Source organism: Peribacillus simplex, from assembly GCF_001578185.1.
Taxonomy (GTDB): Bacteria; Bacillota; Bacilli; order Bacillales; family DSM-1321; genus Peribacillus; species Peribacillus simplex_A.
The window spans coordinates 421,523-435,118 of record NZ_CP011008.1 but is presented as its reverse complement, the minus strand read 5'-3'; the positions used below and the strand labels follow the sequence as shown (position 1 = coordinate 435,118).

At 41.7% G+C, this 13,596-nt stretch carries 11 protein-coding genes; 1 reads left to right on the top strand and 10 read right to left on the bottom strand.

What is annotated here, in order from left to right:
- Positions 1 to 10 precede the first annotated feature (10 nt).
- From gatA to UP17_RS02015, 9 genes are all read right to left on the bottom strand, one after another.
- Positions 11 to 1,471 carry an Asp-tRNA(Asn)/Glu-tRNA(Gln) amidotransferase subunit GatA gene (gene gatA / locus UP17_RS02055; RefSeq protein WP_061461285.1) on the bottom strand — a complete coding sequence of 487 codons (1,461 nt, stop codon included), beginning with the start codon at positions 1,469 to 1,471 and terminating at the stop codon, positions 11 to 13.
- Positions 1,472 to 1,483: 12 nt separating this feature from the next.
- Positions 1,484 to 1,774, bottom strand: a complete 291-nt coding sequence (gene gatC / locus UP17_RS02050) for an Asp-tRNA(Asn)/Glu-tRNA(Gln) amidotransferase subunit GatC (RefSeq protein ID WP_061461284.1) — start codon at positions 1,772 to 1,774, stop codon at positions 1,484 to 1,486.
- Between the two features lie 387 nt (positions 1,775 to 2,161).
- A complete protein-coding gene (locus UP17_RS02045; protein WP_061461283.1) occupies positions 2,162 to 3,331 on the bottom strand; it encodes a CamS family sex pheromone protein in 1,170 nt (389 codons plus the stop codon).
- An 11-nt stretch (positions 3,332 to 3,342) separates the two neighbouring features.
- Positions 3,343 to 5,349, bottom strand: a complete 2,007-nt coding sequence (ligA, locus tag UP17_RS02040) for an NAD-dependent DNA ligase LigA (protein WP_061461282.1) — start codon at positions 5,347 to 5,349, stop codon at positions 3,343 to 3,345.
- Between the two features lie 104 nt (positions 5,350 to 5,453).
- Entirely contained in the window at positions 5,454 to 7,700 is a 2,247-nt protein-coding gene (gene pcrA, locus UP17_RS02035; protein WP_061461281.1) for a DNA helicase PcrA, read from the bottom strand.
- Between the two features lie 58 nt (positions 7,701 to 7,758).
- Entirely contained in the window at positions 7,759 to 8,454 is a 696-nt protein-coding gene (locus UP17_RS02030; protein WP_061461280.1) for a heptaprenylglyceryl phosphate synthase, read from the bottom strand.
- 231 nt (positions 8,455 to 8,685) lie between these two features.
- The gene (locus UP17_RS02025; RefSeq protein WP_061461279.1) at positions 8,686 to 9,000 is read right to left on the bottom strand and encodes a YerC/YecD family TrpR-related protein; all 315 of its coding nucleotides are present in this window, start codon (positions 8,998 to 9,000) and stop codon (positions 8,686 to 8,688) included.
- Positions 9,001 to 9,025: 25 nt separating this feature from the next.
- Entirely contained in the window at positions 9,026 to 10,063 is a 1,038-nt protein-coding gene (locus UP17_RS02020; RefSeq protein WP_061461278.1) for a DUF3048 domain-containing protein, read from the bottom strand.
- Between the two features lie 43 nt (positions 10,064 to 10,106).
- Positions 10,107 to 11,852 (bottom strand): adenine deaminase C-terminal domain-containing protein, encoded by a 1,746-nt coding sequence (locus UP17_RS02015; protein WP_061461277.1) that lies wholly within the window; start codon positions 11,850 to 11,852, stop codon positions 10,107 to 10,109.
- A gap of 145 nt (positions 11,853 to 11,997) precedes the next feature.
- On the opposite strand from UP17_RS02015, the gene UP17_RS02010 reads away from it, so the two are divergent.
- Positions 11,998 to 12,264 carry a YgaP-like transmembrane domain gene (locus UP17_RS02010; protein ID WP_061461276.1) on the top strand — a complete coding sequence of 89 codons (267 nt, stop codon included), beginning with the start codon at positions 11,998 to 12,000 and terminating at the stop codon, positions 12,262 to 12,264.
- 67 nt (positions 12,265 to 12,331) lie between these two features.
- On the opposite strand, the gene purD is transcribed toward UP17_RS02010, so the two are convergent.
- Positions 12,332 to 13,588: a phosphoribosylamine--glycine ligase gene (purD, locus tag UP17_RS02005; protein ID WP_061461275.1), complete on the bottom strand. Its 1,257-nt coding sequence runs from the start codon at positions 13,586 to 13,588 to the stop codon at positions 12,332 to 12,334.
- Positions 13,589 to 13,596: the final 8 nt, after the last annotated feature.

Below are 13,596 nucleotides of genomic sequence, written 5' to 3'. Positions count from 1 at the left end.
TTTTCACCCCTTACAGCTTAGGAAATTGTTTATGAAAATCTGTTGCTTGCTCAAATGCGTGAGCCGCGCGGTAAATCGTACTTTCATCAAAATGCTTTCCAATCATTTGCAGTCCAAGCGGAAGCCCATTCGCTGCGAATCCACATGGCACGGATATACCCGGTACGCCAGCAAGATTGACTGGAATCGTCAGGATATCATTCGCATACATCGTTAATGGATCGTCGACTTTTTCACCAATTTTAAATGCAGGCGTAGGTGTCGTCGGCCCAACGATGACATCATATTTTTCAAAGACATCTTCAAAGTCTTTTTTGATTAAAGTACGTACTTTTTGAGCCTTTTTATAATATGCATCATAATATCCGGAACTTAAGGAGAAAGTTCCAAGCATGATACGGCGCTTCACTTCGTCACCGAATCCTTCTGCACGAGTTTGCTTATACATTTCTATAAGAGTTTCTGCATTATCTGTACGATGGCCGAAACGCACTCCATCAAAACGTGAAAGGTTAGCTGAAGCTTCAGATGAAGAAAGCAGATAATATGCAGCTAAAGCATATTTGGAATGTGGCAAGGAAACCTCTTCCCATTCAGCCCCAAGTCCTTCTAATACCTTTAATGCTTCAAGTACGGAATTACGTGCTTCTTCGCCAACGCCTTCACCAAGATATTCTTTAGGTACCGCTATTTTCAATCCTCTTACATCGCCTGTTAATGAATTAACAAAATTCGGTACGTCAATATTAGCAGAGGTCGAATCCATTGGATCTACACCTGAAATCGCTTCAAGCAAATAGGCGTTATCTTCGACCGTTCTTGTAACCGGTCCAATTTGGTCAAGAGAAGACGCAAAAGCTACAAGTCCGAATCGGGAAACCCGTCCATATGTAGGTTTTAAGCCGACAACTCCACAATATGCCGCTGGTTGGCGGATTGATCCACCCGTATCGGAACCTAAAGAGAATAGGACTTCACCGGAAGCGACAGAGGCAGCTGAACCACCCGAAGAACCGCCTGGTACATAATCCGTATTCCAGGGATTGCGTGTCGCCTGAAATGCGGAGTTCTCATTAGAAGAACCCATTGCAAATTCATCCATATTCAATTTCCCGATCGTAACCGTTTCTGCCTGCTGCAACTTTTGAACGGCGGTTGCATCATAAATCGGATCAAAGTTCTCCAAGATTTTACTCGCGCAAGTCGTCCGTAAATTTTTAGTGACAATATTATCTTTCACTCCGATTGGCAGACCAAACAAAGCGCCTTTGTTCTCACCTTTTACCAATTGTTCATCCAATCGCCTTGCTTGCTTGCGGGCGTTTTCTTCATCAAGTGTCAAAAATGCCTTTACCTTGTCCTCTACCTGTCCAATTCGCTCATACGATTCGTTAACAAGATCAGTGACACTGATCTCTTTCTTATGTAAGCGTTCATGAAGCTCAGAAACCTTTTGTTCGAACAACGACATCATTGTCCCTCCTTATTCAATTATAGATGGTACACGGATATATCCTTCTTTGCTATCCGGTGCATTTTTAACTACTTCTTCTACTGGCAATCCTGGTTTTGCAATATCTTCGCGCATTACATTTTTCATATCCAAAACGTGAGAAGTCGGGTCTACTTGATCCGTATCAAGCTCATTCAACTGCTCCGCAAATGAAATCATTTGGTCAAGCTGATGTTGAAACTGTTGTGCTTCCTCTTCCGTAATTGCCAAACGAGCCAAATGGGCAACGTGTTTAACTTGTTCCATAGAAATACGTGACATTCTCTTCACCTCCGAAAAAATATCCAAATCGACTGAAATTCGTCGCTTTTCTCCATAAAATCATCGTTTAAATCATATCAAACTATTACACAGTAAAGCAACAAGAGATACAATGTCGAAATTCAATTATTTCACAAGGAAAAAGCGATATTTTCCGGGAAATATGGGAAAGTTGCCGGAATTTCCGGGGAAATGACAAGAAGACCTTTAAAATTCGACAAATGCTCTCCTTTTTCCAAGTATTCGCTTCCTAAAATGGAAGGGTTTACTTACTATTATTATGTTCCTTGCTAAAGGTTATTTTGAAATTCGCCTCCCGTTTTAAATGAAAGAGTGGACTTCAGAAATTGCCGCAAAAAAAATGAAGCCGTTAAGCTTCATCTTTTTTCATTCATATATATGCACGGTTGGTTCGTCCTGATTTGCTTCACGGACAATGAGCGCTTCAGGTCCATTTACGGAGGTAATGGATACTTGTACGGCAATATATTTAGGGAAACGTTCCATTACAAGCCCAGCAACATATTGGGTAAAACCAATCGCTTCCGAGTTCCCATAAAATTGAATAGGGATATCGATGTTCAGACTTTGTAATTGATCATCCATATAGAACGCCCTACCGATGACTCCGTTAAAGTTAGGGAAATATTCTTCGACATCTTCTTTAAAGTTCGTGAAAGTCTTGACGTCATCACGATATTTTTTTTCTGCACTAGCAGAAGGAAATAGGAAATACTTTTCGTCCAAGTTTGTCCATTTTCCAATATTGTCAGAGTTCTTATCAATATTGGTATAGGCAATGAAATTCCCAGGGACTACTGAAGATTTTTCCTTTTGCTCGAATAAGGCAATCGTAATCGGGACATTTTTCAGCTTGTCCATTTTACGCAGCCTTTTTAAGACTTCTGCAGCAATTTTCTCCCCTTCTTGCTTTAGCTTTTTACTATCGATTTTCTGTTCATAGGTGGCACCGTATGCCTCTTTTTGATAGTAATGCACTGAATTCAGCGCAAGACCTATTACAACCCCGCCTAGACTCACTGAATTATCTTTTGTTTTGACTAAGTAATTATGTTCTAGAATATGAGCAAGATAGATTGGATTTTCTTCATTTCGCTTATCAATGTCACCTTTACCTGGGTCAACCGGATTCAAGCCAACGTTCTTTGATGCATCCATACCCTTTTCTTTCAACTGACTTTTGGTATATTTTCTGTTCAGCCAGGAAGATATCTTTGCACTATCAAGCATTTGCCCCTCTTGAAACAGGTAATCTTCCGGGTCGAATTGGGTTTGGGCCAACCGCATCAATCCATTTTCGAATTCTTCAATATCATATCGGGTATTTAAATTAGATACGACCAAACCGCGTGCTTTTGATGGTTCAAACGGTAGGATCGTTTGATAATATTCATCCGAAATTTTATACTTCGGAATAATTGCCGTCTCTTTTTTGTCTTTGGAGTCTTGAACTACCTCTTGCTTATCCTCAAAACTAGGCGCACATCCAGCAAGAAGCAGTATAAGAATCATCCCCAAAATAGAGTGTTTCTTCATATCTACACCTCTTATTTTTTTAGTTCCTCAATCAGTCTCTCTTCATCCCATACCATGATGCCTAGGCTTTCCGCTTTTTCCAGTTTGGAACCGGCATCTTCGCCAGCTACGACCAAATCGGTTTTCTTGCTGACACTTCCAGCAACGTTAGCTCCTAGCGCCTCTAATTTTTCTTTTGCTTCATTACGTGTTAGCTGATGCAATTTACCCGTTAAAACGACTGTTTTACCTGCAAAAGCGGAATCGATATCTTCAATAGGAACAGCTCTTGGTCCTTTAAAAGTAAGATTCACACCGGCTGCTTCCAACTCGTTCAATAGCGCATGGACCTCTTCCAATTCAAAATAAGCTACGATGGAATCGGCCATCTTATCCCCTATTTCATTAATGGATGTTAATTCTTCACGACTCGCCTTGCTTAAGGCTTCCATCGTCACGAACTCCCGTGCAAGTGTCTTGGCCGCTTTCGAACCAACATGGCGAATGCCTAACCCGAATAGTAATTTTTCCAACGAATTGCTTTTCGAAGCTTCGATTGCTTGAAGGAGTTTATTGACGGATTTATCCCCCATCCGTTCCAATGCAATGAGTTGATCATATGTAAGCTTATAAATATCAGCCACATCTTGTATGAGTTCCTCTTTAAACAACAAGCTAATCACTTTTTCACCAAGACTGTCTATGTTCATAGCTGTCCGGGATACAAAGTGAATCAAGCCTTCCCGTATTTGTGCAGGACACTTCGGGTTGATGCAACGTAAAGCAACCTCACCATCCAGCCGAACAAGTTCACTGCCGCATTCCGGGCACTCAGTCGGCATCTGAAACTCGACCTCTTCCCCTATACGGCGTTCTGCCAGTACATTGACCACCTCTGGAATGATATCGCCCGCTTTTTTCACGACCACTTGATCTCCGATTCTAATGTCCTTTTCACGGATTAAGTCTTCGTTATGAAGAGATGCCCGCTGCACAGTCGTACCCGCTACCCGAACGGGATCCAACACAGCTGTTGGGGTTAATACACCCGTACGTCCAACATTCAGCTCGATATCCCGTAGGGTTGTAATGACTTCTTCAGCTGGGAATTTATAAGCGATGGCCCAACGCGGACTTTTTGCAGTAAAACCTAATTCATCCTGCTGTTCAAGGGAATCCACCTTTACGACAATTCCATCAATATCATAGGCTAAGTTTGGACGTTGTTCTGTCCATTCTACTATATAGGCTAGTACTTCCTCTATATTCAAGCATGTTTTTCTTTCCCGATTCGTCTTAAACCCCAATCGATCCAACAAATCCAGACCTTCACTGTGGGATTGGACCCCTGTTTCTCCTAAATCGGCAATCGCATAAAGGAAAATATCCAAGTTCCGTTTCGCAGCAAGTTTTGGGTCAAGCTGCCTTAACGAGCCAGCAGCTGCATTCCGTGGGTTTGCAAATGGTTCCTCACCACGTTCTTCCTTAGCCTTATTTAAAGATTCAAATGATTTTTTTGGCATGAATGCCTCACCGCGTACTTCTATGGCAACCGGCTCACGCATCTTCAATGGAATCGACTTGATCGTTTTCAGGTTTGCTGTAATATCTTCACCGATCGTTCCATCTCCACGTGTTGCCCCTCTTACGAAATATCCATTCTCATATTGAAGAGTGACGGCAAGTCCATCAATTTTCAATTCACATACATAGGTAAAATCGTCACCTACAGATTGTCTGACCTTTCTGTCGAAATCCCGTAAGTCACTTTCATTGAATGCATTGCTTAAACTAAGCATCGGTGTGGTATGCTCCACTTTTTCAAACATATCTAAAGTGGCGCCACCGACCCGTTGTGTCGGAGAATCAGGCGTTTGCAGTTCCGGGAATTTCTCCTCATACTCGATAAGCTCACGGAGTATGCGATCATATTCAGCATCAGGTACTGATGGCTGGTCCATCACATAATATTCGTAGCTGTATTGGTTCAATAACGTTTGCAGTTCTAGAACTTTCTTCTCTGCAGCTTGTAAGTCCATACGTTCAATCCTTTCTAAAGAAGACTCCACCGCACTTCTTATAGAAGAGCGGTGTCTAAAGTCAGATATCCCTATTCTTTACCAGTAAGATTCATATTAATAGCTTAAGCTTTTTCAACTGGTGCAAATTTAGCCAGTAGGCGTTTGATACCGATTGGACTTGGGAATGCGATATCCAGTTCCTTCCCTTCGCCTTCCCCTTTTACGCTCACCACGGTTCCTATACCCCACTTTTTGTGGGATGCACGGTCACCGACAGCCCAGCCGATCTCTTCACCACCGGTTGCGGATGGTGCAGAAACGGCTCTACCAAAGGCAGGAACTTTTCTTGTGGAAGCTGTTGAAGGAGATCCAGTTCTCGAAGAACTGAAAGGTGTTTGCCTAGCTCTAGGAGCAGGTTTCGGTTTAAGATCTTCAAGGAGTTCCTCTGGTATTTCACTGATGAAACGTGAAACTGGATTCATACTGGTCCGTCCATACAATGTCCGCATTTGGGCATTGCTTATGAATAGCTCATTTTCAGCCCTTGTAATTCCCACATAGGCCAGACGGCGTTCTTCTTCCATCTCCTCTTCATCCATGAGCGAGCGGCTGTGAGGGAAAACCCCTTCTTCAAGGCCCAATAAAAAGACCACCGGATATTCAAGTCCCTTCGCTGAATGCAGGGTCATCAACGTTACAGTATTAGTAACTTCTTCGGAGTTCTCATCAAGTTGGTCTATATCGGCAACCAACGCCAGGTCAGTTAAAAAGCCAACCAATGATTTGTCCTCGCTGTTACTTTCGAATGCTTTCGTAACAGATAAAAACTCATCTATATTTTCAAGCCTGCTTTGCGATTCAATCGTTTTTTCAGCCTGCAGCATCTCACGATAACCGGTTTTCTTAATGACTTCCTCCACCAGTTCCGTTACGGATAAGTACTCCTGCTGATTTGTATAGTTAGTGATCAGCGTATGGAATTCCCTAGCCGCTTTGGTAGCCTTCCCGCTAATCCCGACCATTTCCACAGATTCAAGTGCTTTATAAATGGAAACATCATACTGATCTGCATAATCTGCCACTTTGTCCATTGAAGTTGCACCAATTCCGCGTTTTGGTACATTGATTACACGGCGGAGACTGATGTCATCGTCAGGATTCGCAATAAGGCGAAGATAGGCAAGCAAGTCCTTAATCTCTTTACGGTCATAGAACTTAGTGCCCCCGACTATAGCATAGTTAATATTTGATTTAAGCAGAACTTCCTCCATGACACGTGATTGTGCATTTGTTCTGTAAAGGATTGCTATATCGGAATACTTCCTACTGCCGTCCCGAACTAACTCATTTATCTTTCCGGCTACAAATTGCGCTTCCCCTTGTTCATTGTCTGCACGGTAATAGAATAGCTTATTACCATCTGCATTCTCGGTCCAAAGATTTTTCGGCTTCCGGTTTTGATTGTTATCGATGACCTTATTCGCCGCTGCAAGAATCTTTTTTGTCGAGCGGTAATTCTGTTCAAGGAAAATCATGTTGGCATTCGGATAATCTTTTTCAAATGAAAGGATGTTCGCAATATCCGCACCGCGCCAGCGATAAATCGATTGATCAGAATCCCCGACAACGCAGAGATTACGGAAACGTGAAGCAAGTAGTTTAACCAGCATATATTGAGCCCTGTTCGTATCTTGGTACTCATCAACATGAATGTATTGAAACTTGCGCTGATAGTATTCAAGTACTTCCGGTACCAGTTGGAACAATTGAATCGTCATCATGATCAAATCATCGAAATCGAGCGCTGAATTTTTCCTCAACCGTTTTTGGTATTCCGTATATACATCGGCAGTTACCTTAGTAAAGTAATCCGACGCTGTCTTCAGGTACTCTTCCGGCCCGACCAATTCATTTTTCGCTGAACTGATGCTACCCAAAATCGCCCGGTAATCATATTTCTTTGTATCCATATTACGATCTTTCATGATTTGCTTAATGACCGATTGCTGATCCGTCGTATCCAATATCGAAAAGTTCCTATTAAAACCGATACGATCGATATCTCTTCGTAAAATGCGGACACACATCGAGTGGAAGGTCGAAATCCAGATATCCTCTGACGCACCGCCAAGTATGGCACGGATCCTCTCCTTCATTTCACGTGCAGCTTTGTTAGTGAACGTGATTGCAAGGATATTCCAAGGTGCTATTTCCTTCTCGACCATCAAGTAAGCTATTCGGTGAGTCAGCACACGCGTCTTTCCACTTCCTGCCCCAGCCATGATTAAAAGTGGGCCATCAGTTGACTTTACTGCTTTTTGTTGCTGTTCATTCAAACCTATTAGTAATTTTTCCGCTAAATATTGCATTATCACACCACCTATACGAACATTCGTTTCTGTTTTTTTATGTTTTAGTATACTATATTTATTTCATGTTTTCATTAACTGCCGTAACTGTTGCAAGTGCCGCTTTCAAATCTTCATAAATCACATTGCCAACAACGATGACATCCGCAAACTTAGACATCTCTTTGGCCTGTTCAACTGATTTTATCCCACCGCCGTAGAAAAGTACGGTATTCTCCAAGCTCTCTTTGGCTGCTTCCACCATCTGGATATCGCCATAATCACCGCTGTATTCCAGATAAAAAATCGGCAGGTTGAACATCTTTTCTGCCATCATCGCGTATGCTCCCACATCATCCATATCCAGTTGGGTATTGGCTTTCGTCAATTGAGCAGCCTTACACTCGGCATTCAGAATACAGTACCCTTCAACGAAAATTTCATCCCAATTCAAAAGGTATCCGTATTCTTTGACTGCTTGCTGATGCAGTTTCATCATCCAATCCGGGTTGGTGCTATTCAGGACACTTGGAATGAAATATAAATCAAACCCTGGCGTCACCGTTTCAACAGAAGAAATCTCCATTACACATGGGACGGTATATCGTCTGACCCGTGCCATTAAATGAAGCACATTCTCAAGCGTGATTCCATCCGTTCCCCCGACCATGATTGCATCCGTACCGGATTCACAGACTTTTTCAAGAGCCTCATCACTTATTTCTTTATTTGGATCGAGTTTGAAAACATGTTTCCACTCGCGAAAATCGTACATAATAATCCTCCATTCACACTTCCCATTACACCATTATAGCATTAAGATTTTTCATTAAAAAAGAGAAGTATCGATAAAATGTTTACCAAATGGAAACCTCTGAATCTAAAAACCAATATAACACGGATACGGCAGAAAGACAGCTGACAAAAGAAAGGCCAAACTCAAAATAAAAAGCCGGGAATGAATTCCTCGGCTTTTTCTGATTCACCATATAAAAAATCGAATGCATTAAGATTCAGTTGTTTCCTCAACGTTTTCTTTAATACGGTTAAGAGCCATTGAATAAGCGTCATTTCCGTAATTCAAGCAGCGTTTGACCCTGGAAATCGTAGCCGTGCTTGCACCTGTTTCCGTTTCGATTTTATGATAGGTTTTACCTTCTTCAAGCATCCGGGCTACTTCAAGACGCTGTGCTAATGATGAAATTTCATTAACTGTACATAAATCATCAAAAAATCGATAACATTCGTCCAAATCACGCAAGGAAAGGATCGACTTAAACAGCTGATCCGTTTCTTTTCCTCTTAACTTATCAATTTGCATGTTACTCCCCCTCAATTCATGGGTATCAAAATGAGACGTCTCCTACTAAACCAGGTTCATTCGGAATAATATTGATCCAAGTTTTCCCTGGAATCAACCCTACTTCGTTATCGTTTTTCACTGGTATAATCCGACCATCCTTATTAACCCATTCTACTTCATTCGCTGTTCCTTTTTGAAGTAAATAACCTTTTCCACCACTTTTCAAGTCAATTTTACGGCGACCTTTATCGTCGATCACTTGATGAGTGGCCTCAATGATCAATATATTATCCAGTAAAATAGGTTTATTCGATTTATATTCGACTGTTTGCTCACCATTCGAATAACGTTTATATTTCTCTTCCGTGGCGTCGTATTCATACTTTACATCATACTCGTCTGATCCGTAGGATATCTCGGTTTTCAGTGCCTGTTCCCCTTGAAGGCCAGCCGCCTCTTCTTTTGAAAGGAAAGTATAAGGTTCCGGTGCACCATTCATCTCATATCCCTTTTCCTTCACGCCTTTTCGGATATCCTCAAAAGAGATGTAGGAATTGTGCGGTGCTTTTCTATCTGCCGAACGATGAAACAAAGTACCATCATAATATAATCCGTTCAAGTTATCAATATACCCTTTGTCCAGCATGGTTTTTGCCTCGGGGCTATTCCCATGACACACATAGATGCAATCCAGGCCTTTTGCCAATTCGATATAATAGTCCCTTGCACTCCGAATCGGACCGATTCGGCTTGGCGTTTCACTTTGGAAGATAGCTAAAAATCTGGTTATGTCACCTTCTGCGAGCATTTCGTAGACCATATCGGCTTCTGAGAGGCCCGATTGCGGGCGTGCTTTCGGATGATTATTAATCATCACTGCTACAGCCCTTTGCTCACTGCCTTCATCGGTGGCTATACCTGTAAGTGGAAACTCATTGGAAGGTTCATTTTTCACATTTCTATTTTTGATGACATCCGGATCTTTTGGCTTACTGTCATCCGATGCAGGATCCTCTTTCGCCGAACAGCCTGCCAGCAATAAAATAGCAATAACGATGAAAAGAACTCTCTTTAATTTCATCATTCCACTCCTCTGAATTATTAGCCATTTCTTCTCTTATATTTTAACGCATTATAGTGGGAAAGAGTATAGTTTTATTCATAACATCATATACTCCTCGCTGGGTTAGCCTTATATATGGCAGATGGGTTGTCGAAAAGAATGAAAGGGTGTAAACAGGATCATCGAAGCGATATCCCCTCTCACGCAGCAAATGTTTCAATTCATTTTCTTCTTTTATCAATTCAGGAACCTCTTTGGTGGACATGACTCCCATTAGTTTAAGAGGAAGTTCATGGATCACCTTTCCATGTTCCGTTAAAATGATTCCACCGCCAATTTCCTTCAGCCGGTTAAATGCCAAATGCATATCCTTTTTCCTTTTACCGATTAGTATGATATCACCGGTATTGGTATAAGAGCCAGCAAAGCCACACAATTTATCCGCAAACCCTTTTAATATTGTATTGATGCGCCATTTCCCTTCCCGATCAATAAGCATGAAAAAGCATTCATCATCATCGAAGTTCAGCTCTTCATACCCTACATCATTGGAAAGGGAGTACGGTTTCGTAATTACATTATTGACCAATTCAATCCCAAACGGCATGGAAAATTCAAAATCTTCCTTTAAACTAAGATCCCAATCAAGATCAAGTGGTTTAAAATCAAAATCACTCCATTCGATTTCCTGTAAATCAGGAATGATCTCACCATCCCTTTTCACCCATTTCCCTTTTGCCATTACCGAAACCGGTGCGGGTTCCTTTACATCGGTCAGGAAGTTAATGTTCGCTACCCTTCCAGTGGCAATATTGCCATGAAGGTATTCAATATTATAATATCGTGCAATGTTGATAGTTGCCATATTGTAAGCATCGATGACCGGAACGCCATGCTCTATCGCTATTTTGATCAAGCAGTCTATTAGACCACCCTCATAAAAAGACGGCGGCGAACCATCTGTCGTATAAAAGAATTTGTCATAATGATCGATGCCCAGTTCATGGATTTCCTTTATCATCTTTGGAAGATCAGGCCGGATCGAAGAATGTCTTAGTGATACATAATACCCCTGCAGCAAGCGCGCCATGACTTCATCGCCTGTCATTGCCTCATGATCACAATCGGCGCCGAACAGGGTCATTTTTGCTAAGGTCTTCTCTGAAGCACCTGGAAAGTGTCCTTCTATTTTCTTCCTCATCCGCTTGGCTTCCTGAATCCAGTGCAGCATCATGTCATCCCCATCGAGAAGCTTCGGCCATCCTGTTAGCTCCCCGCCCTGTAATACGGCATCATGCTCCAGCCAGGATTTAACTGCCCCATGGGAAAATACCGTATCTTCATCGATCAATTCCGTCTGTCCGTCAAAACGGCTCCACCAATACATCGTTACAGGAATGTTGCGTAATTCTTTCAAAAGAGAAAACGCTTTCTTTTTATCCAACTGCAATAGAAACGGCAAGTTATCATTGATCAATGTCGTTGTCCCAAAATGAGATGCATAACGTGAAAAAGAAAGGGGATTATATAATTGAGAAGGATGTGAATGCGGCTCAATATAACCCGGGACTAAATACTGGTTTGTGCAGTCAACCATTTCACAGCGGTCTATATTATCCGGAAGCTTATCGCCGACATATATGATGCGATCATCATATATCCATATATTCGCTTTCACCCATTTTCGTAAAGCCTGATTTAAATAAGTCGTATTTTTAAGCAGAATGTGTGGTGCCCTATTGCCATCCAGCACATCTATATGTTCTCTTAGATGTTTATTTTTCCATCTATAGCGCTGTTCAAGCATAAACATTCCCCCATAATTTTTTAGAAACAGATGTATGAAAAAACCATTTTCAATCCAATTTTATTTCATAGTAACATACTTACCTCATTAGAACAGTATCGTTATCCAGAATATTGTTAAATTTTTGTGAAGGGATGGACAAAATATGAAGTTTAAACAAAATATCAGTATAATAAATGCCTTAATGCGAATTACGTGTGGTTTTACCTTTCTAACATGGGCAATGGCTAGAATGGTAAAGAAACCCTGGAAAAACCAATCTTATATTATTGTGGTCATGCTTTCTGCAATGAAAATAGGCGAAGGCATTCTCCGCTATTGCCCCCTTACGGATGCAATGGAAAATGGACAAACCTTAATGAAAAATGAACCAAAACAGGATAGAGAGTCTAATTCATCAGATTCATATTAAGTTTTTTCTAAAGAAGAAGCTGACTCCGTTTAGAGTCAGCTTCTTTGTATTATAATGAAACATCGCATTAAATTGCACGGTATCCAATATCCGTTCGCCAGAATAAGCCGTCTTTCTCAATATGCCCCAACTCTTTATATACTTCAGCTTGGGCTGAGGCCAAATCATTCCCTTTTGCAGCAACCAGAAGTACACGTCCGCCGTTTGAGATGAAATTCCCCTCAACATTTTTAGCCGTTCCAGCATGATAAACATGGGCATTCGGATCAATCTTTTCCAAGCCTTTAATGATTGAACCCTTCTTATAATCCCCTGGATATCCATCAGCTGCCACAACCACTCCAAGAACAGCTTCTTCATGCCATTCAAGTTGTAAATCCTCCCCAGAAAGAACCGCTTCAAGCGTATCTACGAAATCGGTTTTTAGGCGTGGTAAAACAACTTGCGTTTCCGGATCGCCAAAACGTGCATTGAACTCAATGACTTTTGTGCCCTTTTCAGTAGCAATCAACCCGGCATATAATATACCTGTAAAACGCCGATTTTCCGAAATCATCGCATTTACTGTAGGCTGAAGAATTGTTTCGACTGCAGTCTGAATCATTTCATCGGAAATTTGCGGAACTGGTGAGTATGCACCCATTCCACCTGTGTTCGGACCCTGATCTCCATCAAAAACTCGCTTGTGATCTTGAGCAATGACCATCGGATACACTTTTTCCCCATTCACGAATGCCATCAATGAGAATTCCTCGCCATCGAGAAATTCCTCAATAACGACTTTGGCAGAAGCTTCGCCGAACTTTGCCCCGACTAGCATATCATGGATGGCGTCTAACGCCTCTTCCATCGTCATTGCAACAACGACACCTTTTCCTGCAGCCAAGCCATCCGCTTTTATGACAATAGGGGCACCCATTTTTTCGATATATGCCTTTGCTGAATCATAATCAGAAAATGTTTCATATTCCGCTGTCGGAATGCTGTAGTTCTTCATTAAATCTTTAGCAAAGGATTTACTTCCCTCAATGACTGCAGCACGGCCATTAGGGCCAAATACCTTTAAGCCTGCATCCGTAAAGTCGTCTGCAAGTCCATTCAACAATGGCGTTTCGGGCCCAATCACCGTTAATGAAATTGCATTCTTCTTTGCGAAGGCAACCAATTCCTCATGATTGTTTTCTTCAATTGGAACAAGAGTCGCTACATCTGTCATACCTGGATTTCCAGGTGCTGCAAAAACTGTCCCAACCCGTTTACTTTCAAATAATTTGCGGGCTATGGCATGCTCCCTGCCGCCCCGGCCAATTACTAGTACATTCATTATCGCAC